Raw genomic sequence first — 19,572 nt, 5'->3', positions numbered from 1 at the left:
ATTTATTCATGGCGGCTGGAATCGCGAGTGAATTCTTTATGGCTGTTTTCAGAATCAGCGGGATGGTTTTCAAAGATAATGGCAGTGTTTCTTAATCGGAGGGGTCGTCTTCTCCATCTTACCCTAATGAGCCTCCTGGGCATGCTTATCTCTAACCTGTGGGTGACACGGGTGCTGGCGGAGAGCGTATCAGTCAGTAACCTCTATGAGGCCCGGGTGCCGGTTTCTGATCAAAGCGAAAGCAGCCGGGAGGCAGGTTTCCAACTGGGGTTGGAAAATGTGCTTAAGCGTGTAACAGGCAAGGCCAGTGTCAGCACTCTTCCTGAAGCGGCGGATATTATCAAGCAGGTTGATAGCCTGGTGAGCCAGTTCAATTACCGGGATTTACCAGAGTCTGAACGTTCTAACCCCTATCAGCGTTACTTCCTGCAAGTGAGCTTTAATGAAAAAGCTCTGAATGGACTGCTGAGACAGAGCGGCCTGCCCATCTGGGGTGCGGTGCGGCCCCCTGTTCTCGTGTGGATGGCTCAGGAAGAGAGGGGGCGCCGGGACATGGTGTCCGGAGAGTCCATTCTGAAGAATGGTATCGATGCGGCAGCCAAAGGCTGGGGCGTACCAGTCATTTATCCTCTTTATGATTTTGAGGATGCCTCTGCACTGACGACATCAGACTTATGGGGAATGTTTATTGATCCTATCCAGCAGGCTTCCCAGCGCTATGGAGTGAACACGGTACTGGCGGTGCGGGTCTGGCCATCTGTAAGAGGTGAGGGTTACTTTAATGCCCGCTCCTTGTTGCTGTTTCAACAGCAGGCCATCAGTGCCGACTACAGAGATATTGCTGCGAAAGATCTGACCGATAAATTGATGACAACCGCTGCCAGCCATATGGCCAGCTATTACGCTGTAGCCGCTGATGGTTCACCAGGGCGTCCGGTCAGAGTTGCCGTGGATGGTATCGATACTGTATCTGATTATGCCAGCCTGATTCAGTACTTCGACGGGCTGACAGCTGTTCGGCAGGTGATTCCGGTAAGAGTCAGGGGCTCTCAGGTTCTTCTTGAGGTGACTATTGATGGCTCCATGGAGCAGTTGAGTGCCACCATAAAACTTGATCGTACGCTCTCAGTCGTTGCCGTGGCAGCCCAACCTCAGCAGCCGGAAGAAGAGGGAATGGTGAATCACTGGCTGGTTGATTTTGATTATCGCTGGGTTAAGTAATTTGTCTGGTACGAAGGAGGTTGCCAAGGGATGACAGAAAACTCAGAAGTGGTTCAGTCTTCCAGCGGGATAATGACTGTCCCACAGCGCAGCTTTATTCTGGGGCTGATTGCTGTGGCCGGCGTTCTGGTTTATTTGCTGGGGCCGGTGCTGACACCTTTTCTGATTTCCATGGTGCTGGCTTACCTTGGTGACCCTCTTGCTGATCGTCTGGAACGGCTGGGGTTGAGACGCACCTCTGCCGTGTGTGTCGTGTTTTTGGGTGTAATTCTTGTGTTTGTCCTGACACTGCTGATCTTAGTACCTGGTGCCGTTAAGCAGATTCGTTATGCCATAGAACTCCTTCCGGTGCTCGGGCATTGGCTACAAACTGTGTTTGTTCCATGGTTGGCGCAGTTTGTGGACATCAGCCCGGATATGTTCAATCTGAAAGAGCTTAGTACCCAGCTTTCCGGTGAATGGCAGCAGGCCAGTAATCTTTTGGAGCATCTGACAGACGCTATCGGTGGCTCAACAAAAGCCATGGGAGCTTTTCTGGCGAATTTGTTTCTTGTTCCTGTTGTAACATTCTACCTTTTACGGGACTGGGATCGTTTGACGGCGAATGTCGTGCATTTGATTCCTCGCAACCTTGCGCCTACCGTTTTGACTCTTGCAAAAGAGTGTGACGAAGTGCTTGCTGCTTTTTTGAAAGGTCAGTTAATGGTCATGCTGTTACTGGGTATTACCTATGGTGTCGGACTTTGGATTGTAGGCTTACAGTTCGCCCTGCTGGTTGGCCTGGTAGCCGGACTCGCGAGTATTGTGCCTTATATGGGCTTTATCGTAGGTATTGGTGTGGCGCTGGTGATGGCCGTGTTCCAGTTTGATTCCTGGTTACCCATTGCTGGTGTTGTGCTGGTGTTTACCATTGGTCAGGCGCTGGAAGGCATGGTTTTCACACCTTTGCTGGTAGGCGACAAGATCGGTTTACATCCGGTTGCTGTAATTTTTGCCATTATGGCAGGGGGGCAACTGTTTGGTTTTACCGGAATTTTACTGGCTTTGCCGGTTGCAGCCGTCATTATGGTGCTTCTTGTACACCTTCATGGCAACTATAAGGGGAGTCACCTGTATCATGCGAGTGACGAGTCATGATATGGTAGTTACCTGCCAAAACCGTAGATTCATAGCGGATACATGAGTCAACCGTTGCAATTACCGCTTAGTGTGCAGTTGAGGGATGACGCCACCTTCGCCAATTACTATCCCGGCCCCAACGCTTCCCTTGTGAATATGTTGGACCTGGAAAAGTGTGCCGATGGCATTACTCCGGAATCCTTCCTCTATTTATACGGCCCTTCGGGGGCCGGATGCAGCCATTTGTTACAGGCTGCCTGTCACCAGACCGACAGTCTGGGGTTTCGTTCCGCCTATCTTCCCATGGATGAAATGGTCGATTACCCCCCGCGTGTGCTGGAGGGTTACGACGCCCTGGATCTGGTGTGTCTGGACAATATCGAAGCCATCGCCGGTAACTATCACTGGGAAGAGGCGATTTTCACCCTCTTTAATGAATTGCGAGACAGAGGCAAGCGCCTGCTGGTGGCTGCTAACTGTCCTCCCCGTCAACTGGAAATCAACCTTCCTGATCTGGTGTCCCGTCTGTCCTGGGGCCTGGTTTTTCAGGTTCAGCCCCTCGATGACCACGATAAGGTGATGACACTGCGCCTCAGAGCCCACCTCCGTGGTCTGGATTTGAACGAGGATGTTGCCCGCTTTATCCTCAATCGCAGCCCTCGCACTATGCAGAGCCTGTTTGATGTTCTCGCCCGTCTTGATGGTGCCAGCCTGCGTGCCAAGCGCAAGCTCAGCATTCCCTTTGTGAAAGAGGTGATGGGCTGGTAGGCCTTTTGTAGCCCATAGCTTTTTATTGTGTTGTCTCATGCCTTTGTCTAACAGACGCACGGGAACTATCTGCGTATTGTTACGGTCATGGGCAAGGATATGCCCGGTCAGAAATACATGGTACACACACGGAGGTTTCACCATGGCTAAAGTAACAAGCGGTTTAAACGGAGCCTTGTACACTGCAGTTGAAGCGTTTAAGGACAGTGTTCGCGAAGGTCTTGATATTGCTAAGAACTTGCATAACCACAGAGGTGTTGCTAAAGTTGACCTGATAGAGTCCATCCGAATGGCGGATTCAGAAGGCATGGAAGAGGTATCAGATAGATCACTGGACTCCCGTCATAAAACTTTTAAAGAGATGGTGCAAAGTGCTTTCCAGAAGAGCCATGAGCCACCTCCCGCCCCGTCCCAGGAGTCGTTTAAAGCCTGGGAAAACGCCCGGAAGGGGTGGCATTATATGCCGACTCTCAACCCACTTCATCCTGATAGTAAAAAGACCCAAAAAGGAACCTTGAAAGAGGCCTCGCAAGATCGTAGCCCTGAGTTTTATCGCCAGGTTCATCAAGAGCTAAAAGATACAGTGAAGGCCAAGTACCGTTATCAGCCTGGAGTGAGTGATCCGAGTGATTTCGTATTTGCATCAAACCCTGAAACCGGTGAACTGATTGCTATCAGCAAGCATCATTATCGGGTTGCAGAAGCGGGCCGCCAAGCTGAAAGCAAAACGGACGAGGCATTTGGTAAAGGTATTGAGGATGCTATGGACGCAGGGGAAGTGAATCCCTTCAAGCACCAGCAACTTATGCAGGAACTGAAGAATCAAGTTCTTAAAGAGCAGGCTGATGTTCACAAGGTTGACGATGATGGTAATCGCTATGTACAGCAGTATAACGATGAAGCTGTAACTGATCGTCAGCTTGCCAATATTGAAAAAATGGAAGAGCTGCAAAGGGCTTCGGATCGTGGGTTTGGCAACCTCCAATATCAAGCTCAGCTGGAAAGCACACTTGACCAGATGGACTTAGCGCAGGAAAAGTTGGATAAGCTCCATCAGCAAAAAACCAGGCTGGAAACATTCATTGGCATGCTTGAACGTGCAGTCGTACGCCTGACAAGCACCAGGGCTGCCGGTTTATTTAAGGGTTCTCAGGCAGCGGCTACCCGCGTTATCACTAGCCTTAGTATGCTTTCTGATCGTCTCCATGAGCGTAGCACGCTTGTGACAAAGAAGATTCCTGCTCAGGAAACTGTACTTGCTGAACTGAATCAGCGGCTTCAGTATCTGATGGATGCAGATGCTCGGGAGAATCTGAAAAACTTTGAGGACGCCGGCTTCGGTTATGAAACCATATTTGGCTCTGATAGGTTGATCGAAGCTGAACTCGCGAATGAAGAAGCTGAGCTGGATGAGCACCTCAGTGATCTGACACCTCTTTGGGATGATATGCCTGAGGTTAAGAAGATCGTTCTTGGCGCAATAGGTGAATTTGACGAGCAGTGGAACGGTGATGAAAACGAAACCAGCATGTAATTTTTATTAGCTGATAAGATGGGCGGCCTTTGGGTCGCCCATTTTTAATGGACAAACTACCTCTACTTCTCTTGAAAATACCACCGCACAAAAAAAATCGTGCTGGTAAACAAAGCCAGAGATTCAGCTGCTAACAGCCAGCCAATCCAACTCTGATGTGCCCAACCGCTGACAACACCGCTGGTAAAATAGAAAAGCACCACAAACCCGAACCATGCAAACCCTCTTCCATGCTTTGACAAGAGTGCAGGGGCAAACATCACCAGTGGTGCCATACGCAGGCTCCAGATGAGCCAGGGGGAATCAACCTCAGGCGGTGCAATCAGCCAGTGATCCAGAGAGATTGTGATTAGCAACAGTACATACAGGGTAATAGATACGCGCCAGCAAAGTGTGGCTTTCGGCCCCATATCAGTATTCGAAGAAGACATTGTTATTATTCCGTTTTTATAAGCAGCTTTTTGGCCAGCGCAGATACCCGCTTCCCCAGCGCCACGCACAGCTCCTTTTCATTATCCGACAGAGGTAAATTATTTTGCCCGGCTACGTGGCTGGCTCCGTAGGGTGTTCCTCCCGTTGTTGTTTTATTCAGAGCGGGTTCGGAGTAGGGAATACCACAGATCACCATACCGTGGTGCAGCAGTGGCAGTTGCATGGAAAGCAGAGTGCTTTCCTGCCCGCCGTGAAGGCTGGCTGTTGAAGTGAATACCGCAGCAGGCTTATCAATGAGAGCGCCCGTAAACCACAGGTTAGCTGTGCCATCAAGAAAATATTTCAGCGGTGCAGCCATATTACCGAAACGTGTGGGGCTGCCGAGAACCAAGCCGCTGCAATGGCGCAGGTCGTCTTCTGTGCAGTATACAGCGCCTTCAGCCGGGATAGTGTCTTCAGTGGCTTCGCATACGGTGGATACAGGGGGTACAGTGCGAATGCGTGCCGCCATACCCGAAGCACTCTCTACCCCACGGGCAATATTCAGTGCCAGATCTTTCGTAGCCCCATGTCGGCTGTAATAGAGCACCAGAACGTAGGGCCTGGACATTACAGAATCTCCAGTACAGATTCAGGAGGTCGGCCAATGCGTGCCTGACCATTTGCCAGAACGACAGGCCGCTGAATCAGTTTGGGGTGCTCGACCATGGCTTCAAGCAGCTGCCGATCAGACAGGCTGGAATCCTTGAGGTTGTTGTCTTTGTAGGCGCTCTCCCCTGTGCGCATGAACTCCCGGACAGAGACTCCCAGCATTACGATAATCCTGGCAAGGGTTTCTAGAGGTGGAGTGTCTTCCAGATAGAGAACAACCTCCGGTTCCACTCCGTTTTCCTGCAGAAGCTGAAGCGTTTGACGGGATTTCGAGCAGCGGGGGTTATGGTAAATAGTAACTGCAGCCATGTTCTTCTCTTATTTGGTTTTTTAGTAAAAAGAGTGTGTGTATTCTATCCGGGAGCAGGGTAAGGGTATATGAAAAATGAAAACAGACAATTTGTTAATTCACGTCCGCCATACCCGCAGGGTTTTACTGACCACATTGCAACGCTTTGTTGAAGATGGTTGCTTTAACCACGCAGCAGCGCTTACCTACACTACCCTGTTTGCTATCGTGCCACTGCTGACGGTGACCTATAGCATGCTGTCATCCTTTCCGTTTTTCCATGGCATGGGAGAGCAGCTGCAAAGCTTTATTTTCTCCAACTTTGTGCCTTCTTCCGGAGAGGTTGTCAGTCAGTGGCTTACCTCATTCTCTACCCAGGCACGCAGCCTGACCATGATAGGTATGGCTTTTCTGTTGGGTACGGCACTCATGATGCTGCGAACTATAGATCATGCCATTAACCGTATCTTTCATACTCAGGGTGAACGGCGAGCTGTAACAAGCTTCCTGCTTTACTGGGCCATACTCAGCCTCGGTCCATTACTGATTGGTTTGGGTTTTGCTGCCAGCTCTTATTTCATCACTGTCAAATTCATTCATGAGGCCACCACTATGCTGGGAGTGAAGGGTGTGCTTCTACGCATGATGCCACTCTTTATGAGTGCACTGGCTTTCACACTGTTGTATCTCACCGTTCCCAACCGCAGGGTGCAGTTCCGCTTCGCACTTGTCGGTGGAGTGACAACGGCATTGCTGTTTGAACTGGCGAAATCTGGTTTTGCCTTGCTGCTAACCCTTTCTCCCACCTACGAGTTTATCTACGGCGCGTTTGCGGCTGTACCGGTATTTCTTTTGTGGATTTACCTGAGCTGGCTATTGGTGCTTCTGGGAGCAGAGCTTGTGCATTCGCTGGGTGAACCCCGGAGCCTGGAGCGTGGAGAGTTTTCCCCAAATCTGGCAATGGTAGCTATTCTTTCCGTCTTCCATAACCAATTCGCAAAAGGGGAAACCACGATGTTGGAACAGGTTCAGGGAGAGGGCTGGCCGATAGGCCAGAAGCACTGGGAGCAGGTGACGTCCTGGTTAACAGGGCAAGGTGTGCTGGGGCGTAACAGTCAGGGCGCCCTGACACCGGCACACAGTTTTCAAACCCTCTCTCTTGCATCGATTATGAGTGATAGCCCGTGGCCCCAACCTTCGAGTAAAGAGTTGAACCGCATCAATCTGGCGGACTATCCCGGCTGGTTTGAATCTGTGGTGAATTCTCTAAGGGATGTGAATCAGGCAAAAGATAAGGCACTGGCCGGTGCACTGGATACTGTTTTTTCTGATGCGCATAACGGAAGGGGGAATCAGACCATATGAAACTAAAGCCTTACGTCCTCAGCGTTCTGTTAAGTTGTGTGGTGTTCGTAACAGGTTGCAGTAAAGAGCCGGAGTTGGCGGATTTTCGGGGGAACCCACTTACTCTGGAAAATAAACAAGGGGACTGGCTGGTGGTGAACTACTGGGCTATCTGGTGTGACCCTTGCCGTGAAGAGGTGCCAGATCTCAATGAACTGGGCAAAGCCGATAACGGCATTCAGGTGTGGGGAGTCGATTTTGATGGTACAGAGTCCCGCACAGAGCTGGCCTTAAAAATCGCCATGCTGGATATTGAGTTCCCTGTGGTTGCTGCGGATAAAGTCGGCATGTTGAAACTGGAACGCCCCCCAGTACTGCCAGCAACATATATTCTAAATAGTGACGGTGTAATGCAGGATCGCTTATTAGGCCCGCAAACCAAAGAAAGGCTGGAGCAGCACATCGCTAAACTCCAGGCGCAGTAAACGAAAAGTCAGCAAACCTGTAGAGGAAACCAATGGCAAAAATCTGCAGAAAAGCCCGAGTCGAGGGGAAGGTACAAGGTGTCTGGTTTCGTGCCTCAACCAAACAAAGGGCACAGCAATTGCGCGTTACCGGGTGGGCGAACAACTGCCCGGACGGCAGTGTGGAAGTGATGATGTTTGGTGAAGAGAAAGATGTCACCACACTCAGTGACTGGCTTTGGGAAGGCCCGCCATTGGCCATTGTTGATAAAGTTTTCATTGATGATGTAGACGGCGATGAGCCAAATACTTTCACAACTGGTTGAAGTTACTTCGATGTTAGCAGAGTAACCCAAATCACAGCCGTGAACTCAGGTGAGGCGTACTCAACATCCTGCATCAATTCACGACCCAAAACCGCTCCCAGCGCGTCATAACCCGCTCCGGGTACCAGGTTTTCCCAAGGCTTCCGTTATAACGGGCAAGGGCGCGGGAAAGGTTGCCCTTTTCCCGTTTCAGATAATAACTGAGAATCGTTGTGCCGTAGCGAATATTGGTTTCCAACTCAATCAGATTATCATCTTCGCGCCCCAGCTCCCTGCGCCAGAACGGCATAATCTGCATGAGCCCCTGTGCGCCAGCAGACGACACTGCGAACCTGTTAAAGGTACTCTCTGTATGGATCACCGCAAGTATGAGTTCAGGCTGCAAACCAACCCGGCTTGACTCCCGGTGCACAACTTTCAAAAGTTTTAATCGATCTTCAGGATTGCGAATAAAACGCTCCAGCCGCAAAGACATATCGACCAGCCATACCTCGGCAGCATAAACATCATCAAAGCTGTCGGCCTGGGAAATAGTTTGTTCAAGATACGCACGCATCTCATCATCAACAGGTGGAGTGTTGGCAAAAAGGAGGGGAGATAAGAAAAAGAGCGCAAAAAGTGCCGACAGGCTTTGTGCTTTTAGACGCAGCGCCTGCCGGAGTAGTTGGGTAAAGCCCGAAATCAGAGACTGACCCTGTTTTTCAATTCCGTCACAACGTCGTCTATAGCAATAGCAACGTTCTCACCTTCACGACGGTTCTTGTATTCCAGAGTGCCTTCCTTCAGACCGCGATCACTGATAACTACACGATGAGGAATACCCACCAGTTCCATATCAGCAAACTTTACGCCCGGGCTGGCCTTACGGTCGTCCATGATCACGTCGTAACCGGCTTCCGTCAGCTCTTTGTAGAGCTTCTCGGTGGTCTCGCGGACAGCTTCAGACTTCTCAATCTTCAGAGGCACCAGAGCAATCTGGAAAGGTGCAATGGCGTCAGGCCAGATAATGCCACGATCATCGTGGTTCTGTTCGATTGCAGAGGCAACCACACGGCTTACGCCGATACCGTAGCAACCCATGAGTAGAGTGGCGTCTTTACCGCTCTGATCCAGCACAGTCGCCTTCATCGCTTCGCTGTACTTCTTACCCAGCTGGAAGATGTGGCCCACCTCAATGCCGCGCTTGATAAACAGGGTGCCATTACCACAAGGGCTTGGATCGCCTTCCACCACATTGCGGATATCTTCAACGCGGGTGTAAGTGGCGTCACGCTCCCAGTTGATGTTGAACAGGTGCTCGCCATCTACGTTGGCACCTGCGCCAAAGTCAGCCATTTTGGCAACGGTGTGGTCAATGATGCAGGGAATGGTCAGGCCAACAGGGCCCAGAGAGCCAAAGCCTGCACCGATGGTAGCTTTCACTTCTGCATCAGATGCCATTTCCAGAGGCTCAGCAACTTCCGGCAGATGTTCGGCTTTGATTTCGTTCAGTTCATGATCGCCGCGAACCATCAGTGCGATCAGCTCGTGCTCCGATTCTTCAGCAGCTTTTACGATCAGGGTTTTCACCGTCTGTTCGATGTTCAGGTCAAACTGCTCAACCAGCTCGGCGATAGTTTTGGCATTTGGTGTAGGTACGCGTTTCATCTCAGCGGATGGCGCAGGACGCTCACCGGCAGGTGCCAGCGCTTCAGCTTTCTCGATGTTGGCGGCGTAATCACTGCTGTCACTGAAGGCGATATCGTCTTCACCGGAATCTGCCAGCACGTGGAATTCGTGGGACGCTGTACCACCAATAGAACCGGTGTCAGCTTCTACAGGACGGTAGTCCAGGCCCAGACGATCAAAGATGCGGCAGTAAGTGCTGTGCATGTTCTCGTATTCGTTCGCCAGACATTCCTGAGTTACGTGGAAGGAGTAAGCATCCTTCATAAGAAATTCACGGGAGCGCATCAGACCAAAGCGGGGACGGATCTCGTCACGGAACTTGGTCTGGATCTGATACAGGTTCAAAGGTAACTGCTTGTAGCTGGTCAGCTCGTCACGAATCATGTCGGTCACGACTTCTTCATGGGTTGGGCCCATCACGAAGTCGCGGTTATGACGATCCTGGAAGCGCAGCAGTTCGGGGCCATAGTCATCCCAGCGGCCGCTTTCTTGCCACAGTTCAGCAGGAGCACTGACTGGCATCCAGCTTTCGAGTGCACCGGAGCGGTCCATCTCTTCGCGAACAATACGTTCCACTTTGTTCAATACACGCTTACCTGCGGGCAGCCAGGTGTAAAGGCCGGAAGCCAGTTTGCGAATCATACCTGCACGAAGCATCAGCTGGTGGCTGACAACAACTGCGTCGGCTGGAGTCTCTTTGAGAGTAGGGAGGTAATATTGGCTGGTGCGCATGGAAATCAGCTGTGCCGTTAATATTCAGAAACCTGATATTCTAAGGGGCACAGCGCTATTGGCAAAGGGAAATTTAGGAAGACGGAACATCTGGTAACAGGATTCATACGCATGTTCTTCCTGTGGACATTTGTTTCACACTCCTTAGGGAATGGTCTGCGTTAGTTGTACGGAGTATGGGAATGAGACTGCTACTTATCGAAGATAGCCGGGATATCGCTGGCGTGGTATTCGATTATTTTGAAGCGTTGGGGCATGAGCTGGATTATGCGGCAGATGGCCGCCAGGGGTTAAACCTTGGAACAGAGAATCTATATGACCTGATTTTGCTCGATGTTATGTTGCCGGGCATGGATGGTTACAGTGTATGTCGCACTTTGCGAGAACAAGGCGTGAAAACACCGGTGCTGATGCTTACGGCACGGGATACTAAAGACGATACACTCACAGGCTTTGCTCATGGTGCGGATGACTATGTGGTGAAACCCTTCGATCTCAATATTCTCGAAGCACGCATAGAAGCACTGGTACGCCGCAGTAAGCCAGAAGGTTTTCAGAATGATTTATCCTTTGGCGAGCTCTCCCTTAATATGGAAAGCCGTATCGTGACCCGCAATGGCCAAACCTTGAATTTGAACCCAACCGGTTTCCGCATTCTGAAACTGCTTATCAGTAAAGCCCCTGCAGCTGTGAGCCGGGACGAAATTATCTATGAACTATGGAAGGATAATCCCCCTGATGGTGACGTGTTGCGCAACCATATTTATCAGCTTCGCACCCAGGTCGATAAGCCATTTCCTGTAGCCATGGTAAAAACGGTACCGACGGTTGGTTATCGTCTGGAATGTGGCACTCAGGAACCATGAATTACCCCCAAACCTTTCGCTCTAGAATTGCACTGACGTTCACAACCTTATCTGCGATCATTATCCTGATTCAGATGGTTCTGTTTTATGACATGGTTCTGGAAACAGAAGATCGCGTGCTAACCAACAGGATGGAGCTCTATGGGAAGCTGTCACTGGACGATTTTGAAGAAGACGACGATGGTATAATTTCTGTTGATCAGCTGACTAATGCTTACCTCGGGCTGGATAAGGTGCCAGAACCCTTAAGGAGTCTATTGCCTCCTGAGTGGCTGGGCATTGATGAGTTTGAGATTGAGGAAAATGTCACGGAGTATATGGTATACGCTCTGCCTGATCCGCACTTATCAGGACATACAGTGTATATCGTGATGGATATTGTGCGCCTGGAAAACTCAACCCCCCAGCGTTATCTATGGACCGGGCGCTACATGATCTTGTCTGTATTGCTATTTACTATGGCTGCCATGGCTGTACTTTATCTTGCCAAACACCTGACATTACCACTGTCTATTCTGGAGAGGCGTTTAAGAGAGTCTCAGACCGATGATCTCTCACCCCTGAGTTTGCCGGTAAGGGCGACGCTGGAAGTCCATCAACTGGCCAACAGTCTGAATGCCTACCGCAGCAGGCTTGGAGAGCTGATTGAACGTGAGCGTTCTTTTACCCGTTATGCCAGCCATGAGTTTCGCACACCCTTAACGGTTATTCGTGGCGTGGGTGCCTTGCTGGATGTGTCTTCCGAGCCCGAGTTTATCCAGCGACAGAAAAGGCGCCTGCTCAATGCAGCCACAGCTATGAATGATGTGATTGATACCTTGCTGAACCTGGCGCGGGAAGAGAAAGAATCCCTGAAAACGGCACTGGAGGTGGATCATTCTTTTCTGGATCAAATTATTGACGACCACCGTCAACTGCTCCGGGGTAAAGCGGTGGAGGTTAATGTTTCAATTCATAAGACTGCTTCCGTATATGCACCTGAAGCTGTGGTGCGCATTCTGCTTTCGAATCTGATACGTAACGCCATGGCCTGCACTCAGGAAGGTGAGGTGCGGATAGTCACAGAGAGCCAAAGCCTGTGTATTATCGACAGTGGGTGTGGGCTGGACAAACAGCCAGACGGTCATCAGGGCTTTGGCCTTGGACTGTTGATTGTGAATGATATTTGCCGAAAGTATGGCTGGGATTTTTCGCTGACAAATAATGCATCCGGGACAGGTTGTGCCGCCGAGGTTATCTTTGGTTCTCGTCGTGATAAGCCGTCATTACCACCGGAGATTCTCGCAGGGCCAAAACAGCACCCAGACACACAAGGGTAACCCCTACAAAGGCCTGTAGCAGAAATGAAAGCCACTGGTGGTTGTTTATGGTCATGGACACCACCAGAAACATTCCGGATATCTGCCCTGCTAACAAAACCAAACCCTGTGAAAAGGCCTCTGGCACAGGGCGGGTCACTTCAGCAATATATTGAAACCCAACAGGCCCTGATCCCAGAACAAAAAAACCCAGAATGGTCGTTGAACATAAAGCGATAACATAAACGGTATCGGGAGATGGCGAGAGATCACCGGCAAAAGCCAGCCCCGCTAACCCGGGTAGCATACCCACCACGCAGATAATAAGTATGCTCTTTCGGCGTTGAAAAACATCGGAACAGACAGGGAGAATCACAGACCCCAACATTCCTCCCAGCAACATCATAGTTGCGATAAGACCGTCGGAGTCCTCAATGTTTAAACTGGCACTGATGGCATCAGTCAATGAGCCTATAGCGTTAAATATTCCCAAACCTACCATGAACAGAAACAGCCCAATCTGCATATCGTGGTTTTTAAGCAGAGTGACAAGAGCGTCAGGTGCAAAGAGCGTTTTTGGGGGGATTCTGGTGTCTGCGAAAGCTGGTGGGTGGCGCACAAGCAGGAGAGCAAATACCGCAGTTATCCCCGAAATCATGCCATAGAGCATTAAGGCCGAAGACAGACCTTGGCCATAATTAACATCGGCAGGGTTGGTAACCACCATCATAGGTGTTACCACCACTGCCAGCAGAATGCCGACAAACTGTGCAAAAACTGTTAGCCCGGCAGTCATGGCTCGCTCTTTCACAGGAAACCATTGGTCGGTGAGGGTGGTAACGGCATTGAGAATAAACGGCTGGGCAGCTGCCAGCCCCAGTTGCGCTATGGTAACGATAGTCAGATTCTCGCCGCAAAAGCCTTTAAGCAGGCTGAACGCACCTGTCATCAACGCCCCTATCTGCAAACCGTACTTTAAACCATGGCGTGCAATGACCCAGGACGCCGGCAAAGCCAGTACGACGTACATAATCATATAAGTCAGTGCCAGGTTATCAATGCTAAGCCAGCTGTGGTGTTCAATCTGGTGGCTGTAGAAAGCCTCTGCCGGGCGGGCAACCGCAGCATGGGTCAGCCACTGCATTTCAATGGCAACAGTCAGTGCCATCATTACGATCAGCATGATCCATCGATAGCTGGGGTAACTGGACTGGGAATGACACATGGGTTGTCTGGTTTCCCTGTGGTTTTTTATCAAAATGAGGTCTACACATTAGCGGAAATTGGGTATATTTCTTTTCACTAACCCAAAAAATAAAAAAGAGATACCTCCATGCATCAGGTTCTGGTTATTGCTGCCAGCCAGCAGAAAGCCTCCCAAAGCCGTAAAGTCGCTGACTACATCAACCATCAGGTAGAAAATCTGGGAGCCAATGCCTCGGTTCTGGATTTGGGGAAAACCGTTCTTCCCCTATGGAGTGGAGAGCCTGCGCCGGATAAAAGCCTTATCAATACAATTCGGGATCAGCTGAATCATGCAACGTCCTTTGTTTTTGTTGTACCTGAGTGGAATGGTATGGCGCCACCGGCGATCAAAAATCTGCTCACCTGGTTTGGTGCCGATCAGTTTGCTCACAAACCTGTATTGCTCTGTGCTGTGTCTGCCGGGCAGGGCGGTGCGTTTGTGATCTCAGAATTGCGGGGTTCCAGTTATAAAAACTGTCGTATTTGCTATCTCCCCGAGCATTTGATTATTCGCAGTGTGGGGAATGTTCTGGAAGGCGTTAGCCCCATGGGGAAGTCAGATAATTACTACCGTAACCGTATTGATTTTGTTCTGAAAGACCTTCTGGATTACGATCTTGCGCTGTCAACTATTCGCCCCCATGCCCTTGAACGAATGGAAGATTTTCCTAACGGTATGTCCTAAAAGTGATAACAATCTGAAGAACTAATCTAAGTCTTTGTATGTCTGATTCCCCATTAACGTCTATGACAGCAGGAGTGGGGAACGTATGGAGAGTGTGACCAAGCCGTTATTTCATGGGAGCCAGGGAAGCCTTAGTGCTACTGGCTCCTGTGACGTGAAAGTAAAAAAAACAACCGGTATAAATGTCGAAGAGGTGCCGGTTGAGAAGGACTCTTTGTTATCCGCCTCTGCTCAGGTTGAAGGTCCTGTTTCTGAAAAGGCTGTATCGGAAGAGAAAACAGCCAGTGATAGGTTAGTGGCCACTAAAACCTCAAGGGAAGCAGCCAAAGCCTCCCCCCCCGAAAACTCTGCAAGCATACAGGAAGGACGATACATCCTGTTGAGGTGTGCCGGGAAGGATACTCCGTTCACAAAGTTAATAGTTAGAGCATTAGTGGCATGCTTAACACCTGCAGAACTGCATGCTCTGGCTATAGAGTGCAAAGTCGGTTCCCGGTCAGTTAAGGACCTGGTTCCAGGATTAATTTCTTATAGAGCTCTTGAAACGCTGAGAGGGAAACTATCGGCGGGAGACTTGAAGGCTATGTCTCAGGCCAAAGAGCAGGTTATTGATAAGTTGATTGTCAACCTGGGCTGTCAAAGTTCGGATGTTTTCTCCAGCCTCAAAAAAATATTGCATGACGAAGAAAAGTTTTATTACGTCTTCCTCCATCTCCTGAAAAATGGCGAAGACTACAAAGCCTTGCGTGAGTCGTTCGCTGTTCCGGATAAAGAGAATCTCAGTGTTCTGCCTCATGATGTGGCGCAAGTTTATTTGCCGCTTTTTGTAACCTGCAAAGTGGGTAGCAAAGGTGAAGAATGGAATATGACGGGTTCTCAGGTGGCCGCTATTGCCAGAGGGGCAGGTATTCGCGGTATAGAAAGAGTGCAGATGGTAGATTTCCCCTTTTTTGGCAGGCAAGTCAGTAACCCCATGGGTGTGAAAGCGTTTTGTTATCCACCTCATGTGGATATTTCTCTGGAAAAATATTCGAATCAGGGCGCGCAGGTTACTAAAACAGAGGTGTCTTACCACTGCAGAGCTCGTGGCGAAATCCATGAGTTTGAGAAACAAGTCGCAGATCAGTTTGGTCGCAACCCGCAAACACTGGCGGTGTGTCAGCATCTTATCAGTCTGGACACCATTTATAATATTCTGTCCCGTGTCACGCGGGAGATGAAATACAGAGTCGACAAAGAAGTAAAAGCCGGCCCTGACGACTGCTTTACCGTACGGCTTATCTCCCTCGATGAAAGGCGTATGACGGCGATGCTGGAACTTCAGTTCAGCAAGTTCACAAAACAGGGAGGGGCTGGTAAACGAGTGAAAAGTACCACTCAGAGAGGACACTTGTCCTGCCAGATGAATCTTCTCCATGATAGTAGAATGTGGCGGGTACAGAACTGTTGCATTAATTATGAAGATAATGTGAACACCGCCGGCCCTGTGGGTATTGACTCCGCTAAACCCAAAGTACGTATGAAAACAGAGGCTCAGGCATGGGAGCAATCCCCATTATGGCTTTACAGCAGTGAAGAGGATCTCACCAATCTGAAGTATGATGATTCCAGCCAGGCTGAGCCTGTAAGGCGTAAAAGCAAAACACAGGCGGTTATGGTGGATTGTCTGGGGGGAAACACCTGGCTTGTTAGCAGTAACCTTGAGCAAGCAAAAACCTATCGTCTGATGGATCAGAACCTGGGCAACACTCTGGATGTTTGGGAAAGGCAGGTTGAAATTGCAGAACGTGCGATTAGCGCAGCAGAGTGCATTAATAGCGAGGTCGTTCAAAAAACAGGTGGTATTTACAAGTCTCTGGATCTGGACAGAGACTGCGATATGGTGCGTACGCTCCGGCAAAACCCTGACTATCAAAGAGAGGAGGTTGAAAGGGCTCTGGCTTATTCTGTTGCGAGAACCCGTGCACGGCGAGATAACCTGACACGCCGCTGTGAAGACATTTGTGAACACCTTCTCCAGCTGGAGGTGGCTCTTCCTTCGGTGGATAAAGCACTGTTTGCTCAGGATAGTGAATCACTCGCAGACTTAGAAAAACTCCTCGGAATGTATAGAGATTCTACCCATTGGCACAAAGAACGCCTGCAGGAGTTGGTTGATTTTATGAAGGTCGACTTAACAGCAAAAACAAACGAAGAAATCTCAGAGCGTCTGGCCTCTGTGAAAGATTTTGAGGGGGAGTCCAAGGCGAAACTGGCACGCTATCGGTTATCGTCTTCTGAAGGCGGTAAGCTGCGTACGACTTTAAAAATCGGCGGTGGTGATAACTCTGGCAGTGAAGATGATAAGGTGAGGGTGGCCAGAGAGAATGGCATGGCTCACTACAGTAAATTGTCGTTTACCTACAGTAATGCCTTTGTCTGGTATCGAAAGAAAGCTCAACACCTTCTTGAACAAGAGTGTGTTCGAAGAGCAGCTTTAGGGTAAACTCAGTCCTGTGAAGAAGCTCTGCTTATGCAGGGCTCCTTCGGTTTACCCACAGGTAACTCCCACCAATCACAGCCGCAGGCATCACCACCAGATTCAACAGTGGAACAAGAGAACAGAAAGAGACCGCACCACCAAACATCATAGTTTGCAAACGGGGGCTGGCCAGCTTCACTTTCATATCCTTAAAGTTCACCAGCTCATTGTCCGCCGCGTAATCACAATACTGAATGCCCATCATCCACGCAGAAAACAGGGTAAACAGAATTGGCCCGACAATAGGAAGAACGATAGACAACACAAACAGCACAAGCGCCCGGGGCAGGTAGTACAAGAGTTTTTGCAGTTCTCGAACAATCGTGCGGGGAATCAGGGCCAGCAGATCTTTCCAGCCGCCTTCCGGCATGCAGTTCGGGTCCAGCTCCCGCTGAATTTTTTCAGCCAGAAAACCATTGAATGGAGCAGCAATCAGGTTAGCAACAATGGTGAATGTGAAGAACATGCCAATAGCCAGCGCCAGGGCAAACAGCGGCCAGATGATAAAGGACAGAAAACTCAACCACTCCGGCAGCCAGGCCATCATTTTATCCATCCAGATCGAGAACTGGCTGGTGGCCAGCCAGATCATCACACTGAAGACAATGATATTCACCAGCAGAGGTATAAGGACAAAAGCACGAATTCCCGGCTCTGGCAGGCGGCGTAGCCCTGTCAGAAAATACTCAAGGCCCTGGCCGGTGGTTTGAATGTGCTGCTTCATAGTCTTCCATGTTGGGAGTCAGTCGATATAAAGCCTGAATAACACTGATAGTTATTCTTGACTGGTGAGTAAATGGACCGCTGGTTATTATGTCTGACATTTTTATGATGCGACAGTTTTATCAGCGCTCAATGATGGGCCTGTTTTCGATCAGTATGGGGAATAAAGAATGAAAGATACCAGACATGTACGTCTGTTAATTCTGGGTTCCGGCCCTGCCGGTTATACCGCTGCTGTTTATGCAGCCCGCGCTAACCTGAATCCTGTTCTTATTACTGGTATTGAGGTTGGTGGACAGCTGACTACAACCACGGAAGTGGAGAACTGGCCAGGTGGCGCACACGATATGACTGGCCCCGGTCTGATGGAAGATATGAAGGCTCACGCCGAGCGTTTCGAGACAGAAGTTATTATCGACCATATCAACAAAGCAGACCTGAAGCAGCGTCCTTTCCGTCTGGAAGGCGATAGTGGCGTTTATACCTGCGATGCCCTGATTATCTGTACCGGTGCCAGTGCCCAATATCTGGGGCTGGAGAGTGAAGAAAAGTACAAGGGGCAGGGCGTATCAGCCTGTGCGACCTGTGATGCTTTCTTTTACAGGAAGAAGCCTGTGGCTGTCATTGGCGGCGGTAATACTGCTGTGGAAGAGGCACTGTACCTTTCGAATATCTGTGAATCTGTGACTCTGGTGCATCGCCGTGATACGTTCCGCGCTGAAAAGATTCTCGTTAAGCGCCTGATGGACAAAGTAGAGAATGGCAACATCAAGCTGGAGCTGAACGCCACTCTGGATGAAGTGCTGGGTGACGAGAGTGGTGTTACCGGTATGCGCATCAAGAGCACGGAAGATGCTTCAACTAAAGAAATCAGTCTGGATGGTATATTCATTGCGATAGGGCACACCCCGAACACCGAGCTGTTTACCGGACAACTGGAGATGAATGGTGGCTACCTGAAGGTGAACAGCGGCCTGGAAGGTAACGCAACCCAGACGTCTATCGAAGGCGTATATGCTGCAGGTGATGTGATGGATCACACCTACCGTCAGGCGATCACCTCGGCGGGAACTGGTTGTATGGCTGCTCTGGATGCAGAAAAGTACCTGGACGCGCAGTGATAACAGGACAAAAAGGCCGCTGGATGCAAACATCCAGCGGCCTTTTTATTGGTTCGGTCGATCAGGCAGCGGAATCGGTGCCATTGTCCTTGTGCTTGTTCACACGGAATTTTTCGGAAAGGGTGCCCTCATCAGCGTCCATCTTTGGGGCGTAGTCCTTTGGCTGTTCAGTCGGAATCGCCTTGTTGCTGATGGCCTGGGTGCTGAGCATGGCGTCGTTCAGGCGATGGCGGGTCAGCTCATCGGTGCACAGTTCACTGGCGCTGGTGGCCAGGTGTTCGTGTACATCGCGGTAGGTTTCGGTCAGACGGTTCACCAGATGGGCACTGGTGCTAAAGTGGTCGGACACCTTGTTCTGGTAATCTTTCAGTTCCGCTTCCAGTTCAGCGATGCGGGCACGGGATCCACCGGCATTACCGCCGCCAGCGAAAAAGTGATATGCCACTGCTCCCATAACAAGGCCGGTGAAAAAGGCTATTGCGCCAATAGTCCAAAGCAGGTTCGATATCTCCACAGTCCAGCCTCAGGTTAGATGTCTCATGAACGTTAATTGCTCCTAAGTTAT

Annotated in this window: 20 protein-coding genes; 12 read left to right on the top strand and 8 right to left on the bottom strand. The window is 50.1% G+C overall.

Annotated elements, in window-relative coordinates; translation table 11 throughout:
• Positions 1 to 141: 141 nt before the first annotated feature.
• The 4 genes from E1189_RS17585 (at position 142) to E1189_RS17570 (ending at position 4,642) form a co-directional block, all read left to right on the top strand.
• Complete coding sequence (locus E1189_RS17585) at positions 142 to 1,221, top strand: DUF2066 domain-containing protein (protein ID WP_196221502.1); 1,080 nt, start codon at positions 142 to 144, stop codon at positions 1,219 to 1,221.
• 30 nt (positions 1,222 to 1,251) lie between these two features.
• Positions 1,252 to 2,358, top strand: a complete 1,107-nt coding sequence (locus E1189_RS17580) for an AI-2E family transporter (RefSeq protein ID WP_230460494.1) — start codon at positions 1,252 to 1,254, stop codon at positions 2,356 to 2,358.
• A gap of 42 nt (positions 2,359 to 2,400) precedes the next feature.
• On the top strand, positions 2,401 to 3,108 hold the full coding sequence (gene hda, locus E1189_RS17575) for a DnaA inactivator Hda (RefSeq protein ID WP_155162032.1): 708 nt from the start codon (positions 2,401 to 2,403) through the stop codon (positions 3,106 to 3,108).
• Positions 3,109 to 3,250: 142 nt separating this feature from the next.
• Positions 3,251 to 4,642, top strand: a complete 1,392-nt coding sequence (locus tag E1189_RS17570; RefSeq protein WP_155162030.1) for a hypothetical protein — start codon at positions 3,251 to 3,253, stop codon at positions 4,640 to 4,642.
• A 62-nt stretch (positions 4,643 to 4,704) separates the two neighbouring features.
• On the opposite strand, the gene E1189_RS17565 is transcribed toward E1189_RS17570, so the two are convergent.
• Genes E1189_RS17565 through arsC form a run of 3 tightly spaced genes read right to left on the bottom strand, consistent with a single transcriptional unit; the run spans position 4,705 to position 6,034 of the window.
• Entirely contained in the window at positions 4,705 to 5,073 is a 369-nt protein-coding gene (locus E1189_RS17565; protein ID WP_155162028.1) for a DUF2069 domain-containing protein, read from the bottom strand.
• A gap of 5 nt (positions 5,074 to 5,078) precedes the next feature.
• Entirely contained in the window at positions 5,079 to 5,684 is a 606-nt protein-coding gene (wrbA, locus tag E1189_RS17560; protein ID WP_155162026.1) for an NAD(P)H:quinone oxidoreductase, read from the bottom strand.
• Positions 5,684 to 6,034 (bottom strand): arsenate reductase (glutaredoxin), encoded by a 351-nt coding sequence (gene arsC / locus E1189_RS17555; protein ID WP_155162024.1) that lies wholly within the window; start codon positions 6,032 to 6,034, stop codon positions 5,684 to 5,686. Before arsC ends, wrbA begins: the two co-directional genes overlap by 1 nt.
• A 76-nt stretch (positions 6,035 to 6,110) precedes the next feature.
• On the opposite strand from arsC, the gene E1189_RS17550 reads away from it, so the two are divergent.
• Genes E1189_RS17550 through E1189_RS17540 form a run of 3 tightly spaced genes read left to right on the top strand, consistent with a single transcriptional unit; the run spans position 6,111 to position 8,148 of the window.
• The gene (locus tag E1189_RS17550; protein ID WP_155162022.1) at positions 6,111 to 7,379 is read left to right on the top strand and encodes a YihY family inner membrane protein; all 1,269 of its coding nucleotides are present in this window, start codon (positions 6,111 to 6,113) and stop codon (positions 7,377 to 7,379) included.
• Positions 7,376 to 7,843: a TlpA family protein disulfide reductase gene (locus tag E1189_RS17545; RefSeq protein ID WP_155162019.1), complete on the top strand. Its 468-nt coding sequence runs from the start codon at positions 7,376 to 7,378 to the stop codon at positions 7,841 to 7,843. The genes E1189_RS17550 and E1189_RS17545 overlap by 4 nt, the downstream gene beginning before the upstream one ends.
• A 32-nt stretch (positions 7,844 to 7,875) precedes the next feature.
• The gene (locus E1189_RS17540; protein ID WP_155162017.1) at positions 7,876 to 8,148 is read left to right on the top strand and encodes an acylphosphatase; all 273 of its coding nucleotides are present in this window, start codon (positions 7,876 to 7,878) and stop codon (positions 8,146 to 8,148) included.
• A 73-nt stretch (positions 8,149 to 8,221) separates the two neighbouring features.
• On the opposite strand, the gene E1189_RS17535 is transcribed toward E1189_RS17540, so the two are convergent.
• Positions 8,222 to 8,704, bottom strand: a complete 483-nt coding sequence (locus tag E1189_RS17535) for a lytic transglycosylase domain-containing protein (protein WP_155162015.1) — start codon at positions 8,702 to 8,704, stop codon at positions 8,222 to 8,224.
• A 125-nt stretch (positions 8,705 to 8,829) separates the two neighbouring features.
• The gene (locus E1189_RS17530) at positions 8,830 to 10,548 is read right to left on the bottom strand and encodes a proline--tRNA ligase (RefSeq protein ID WP_155162014.1); all 1,719 of its coding nucleotides are present in this window, start codon (positions 10,546 to 10,548) and stop codon (positions 8,830 to 8,832) included.
• A gap of 182 nt (positions 10,549 to 10,730) precedes the next feature.
• On the opposite strand from E1189_RS17530, the gene E1189_RS17525 reads away from it, so the two are divergent.
• Positions 10,731 to 11,414, top strand: coding sequence for a response regulator transcription factor (locus E1189_RS17525; protein ID WP_155162012.1), 684 nt, complete (start codon positions 10,731 to 10,733; stop codon positions 11,412 to 11,414).
• A complete protein-coding gene (locus E1189_RS17520; protein ID WP_196221501.1) occupies positions 11,411 to 12,733 on the top strand; it encodes a sensor histidine kinase in 1,323 nt (440 codons plus the stop codon). Before E1189_RS17525 ends, E1189_RS17520 begins: the two co-directional genes overlap by 4 nt.
• On the opposite strand, the gene E1189_RS17515 is transcribed toward E1189_RS17520, so the two are convergent.
• Positions 12,648 to 13,937 carry an MFS transporter gene (locus tag E1189_RS17515; RefSeq protein ID WP_155162008.1) on the bottom strand — a complete coding sequence of 430 codons (1,290 nt, stop codon included), beginning with the start codon at positions 13,935 to 13,937 and terminating at the stop codon, positions 12,648 to 12,650. The two genes, E1189_RS17520 and E1189_RS17515, sit on opposite strands and share 86 nt — an antisense overlap.
• 108 nt (positions 13,938 to 14,045) lie before the next feature.
• Here E1189_RS17515 and E1189_RS17510 point away from each other — a divergent pair, with 108 nt between their 5' ends.
• Positions 14,046 to 14,642 (top strand): NADPH-dependent FMN reductase, encoded by a 597-nt coding sequence (locus tag E1189_RS17510; protein WP_155162006.1) that lies wholly within the window; start codon positions 14,046 to 14,048, stop codon positions 14,640 to 14,642.
• A gap of 583 nt (positions 14,643 to 15,225) precedes the next feature.
• Positions 15,226 to 17,127, top strand: coding sequence for a hypothetical protein (locus E1189_RS17505; protein WP_155162005.1), 1,902 nt, complete (start codon positions 15,226 to 15,228; stop codon positions 17,125 to 17,127).
• Between the two features lie 25 nt (positions 17,128 to 17,152).
• On the opposite strand, the gene cysZ is transcribed toward E1189_RS17505, so the two are convergent.
• Positions 17,153 to 17,887: a sulfate transporter CysZ gene (gene cysZ, locus E1189_RS17500; protein ID WP_155162003.1), complete on the bottom strand. Its 735-nt coding sequence runs from the start codon at positions 17,885 to 17,887 to the stop codon at positions 17,153 to 17,155.
• Between the two features lie 169 nt (positions 17,888 to 18,056).
• On the opposite strand from cysZ, the gene trxB reads away from it, so the two are divergent.
• Entirely contained in the window at positions 18,057 to 19,007 is a 951-nt protein-coding gene (gene trxB / locus E1189_RS17495) for a thioredoxin-disulfide reductase (protein WP_155162001.1), read from the top strand.
• A gap of 61 nt (positions 19,008 to 19,068) precedes the next feature.
• Here the strand turns inward: trxB and E1189_RS17490 are convergent, their stop codons facing one another.
• On the bottom strand, positions 19,069 to 19,521 hold the full coding sequence (locus tag E1189_RS17490; RefSeq protein ID WP_155162000.1) for a Z-ring associated ZapG family protein: 453 nt from the start codon (positions 19,519 to 19,521) through the stop codon (positions 19,069 to 19,071).
• Positions 19,522 to 19,572: the final 51 nt, after the last annotated feature.

Source organism: Parendozoicomonas verongulae, from assembly GCF_009711465.1.
Taxonomy (GTDB): domain Bacteria; phylum Pseudomonadota; class Gammaproteobacteria; order Pseudomonadales; family Endozoicomonadaceae; genus Sansalvadorimonas; species Sansalvadorimonas verongulae.
Note: the sequence above shows the minus strand (reverse complement) of the source record. Positions and strands in the feature narration are given on the sequence as shown.

Coding starts and splice junctions, on each gene's coding strand:
- E1189_RS17510 (WP_155162006.1), top strand. CDS start 14,046: ATGCATCAGGTTCTGGTTATTGCTGCCAGCCAGCAGAAAGCCTCCCAA.
- E1189_RS17580 (WP_230460494.1), top strand. CDS start 1,252: ATGACAGAAAACTCAGAAGTGGTTCAGTCTTCCAGCGGGATAATGACT.
- trxB (WP_155162001.1), top strand. CDS start 18,057: ATGAAAGATACCAGACATGTACGTCTGTTAATTCTGGGTTCCGGCCCT.
- hda (WP_155162032.1), top strand. CDS start 2,401: ATGAGTCAACCGTTGCAATTACCGCTTAGTGTGCAGTTGAGGGATGAC.
- E1189_RS17585 (WP_196221502.1), top strand. CDS start 142: ATGCTTATCTCTAACCTGTGGGTGACACGGGTGCTGGCGGAGAGCGTA.
- E1189_RS17565 (WP_155162028.1), bottom strand. CDS start 5,073: ATGTCTTCTTCGAATACTGATATGGGGCCGAAAGCCACACTTTGCTGG.
- E1189_RS17530 (WP_155162014.1), bottom strand. CDS start 10,548: ATGCGCACCAGCCAATATTACCTCCCTACTCTCAAAGAGACTCCAGCC.
- E1189_RS17535 (WP_155162015.1), bottom strand. CDS start 8,704: ATGCGTGCGTATCTTGAACAAACTATTTCCCAGGCCGACAGCTTTGAT.
- E1189_RS17570 (WP_155162030.1), top strand. CDS start 3,251: ATGGCTAAAGTAACAAGCGGTTTAAACGGAGCCTTGTACACTGCAGTT.
- E1189_RS17520 (WP_196221501.1), top strand. CDS start 11,411: ATGAATTACCCCCAAACCTTTCGCTCTAGAATTGCACTGACGTTCACA.
- wrbA (WP_155162026.1), bottom strand. CDS start 5,684: ATGTCCAGGCCCTACGTTCTGGTGCTCTATTACAGCCGACATGGGGCT.
- E1189_RS17515 (WP_155162008.1), bottom strand. CDS start 13,937: ATGTGTCATTCCCAGTCCAGTTACCCCAGCTATCGATGGATCATGCTG.
- E1189_RS17540 (WP_155162017.1), top strand. CDS start 7,876: ATGGCAAAAATCTGCAGAAAAGCCCGAGTCGAGGGGAAGGTACAAGGT.
- E1189_RS17525 (WP_155162012.1), top strand. CDS start 10,731: ATGAGACTGCTACTTATCGAAGATAGCCGGGATATCGCTGGCGTGGTA.
- E1189_RS17550 (WP_155162022.1), top strand. CDS start 6,111: ATGAAAACAGACAATTTGTTAATTCACGTCCGCCATACCCGCAGGGTT.
- E1189_RS17545 (WP_155162019.1), top strand. CDS start 7,376: ATGAAACTAAAGCCTTACGTCCTCAGCGTTCTGTTAAGTTGTGTGGTG.
- arsC (WP_155162024.1), bottom strand. CDS start 6,034: ATGGCTGCAGTTACTATTTACCATAACCCCCGCTGCTCGAAATCCCGT.
- cysZ (WP_155162003.1), bottom strand. CDS start 17,887: ATGAAGCAGCACATTCAAACCACCGGCCAGGGCCTTGAGTATTTTCTG.
- E1189_RS17505 (WP_155162005.1), top strand. CDS start 15,226: ATGTCTCAGGCCAAAGAGCAGGTTATTGATAAGTTGATTGTCAACCTG.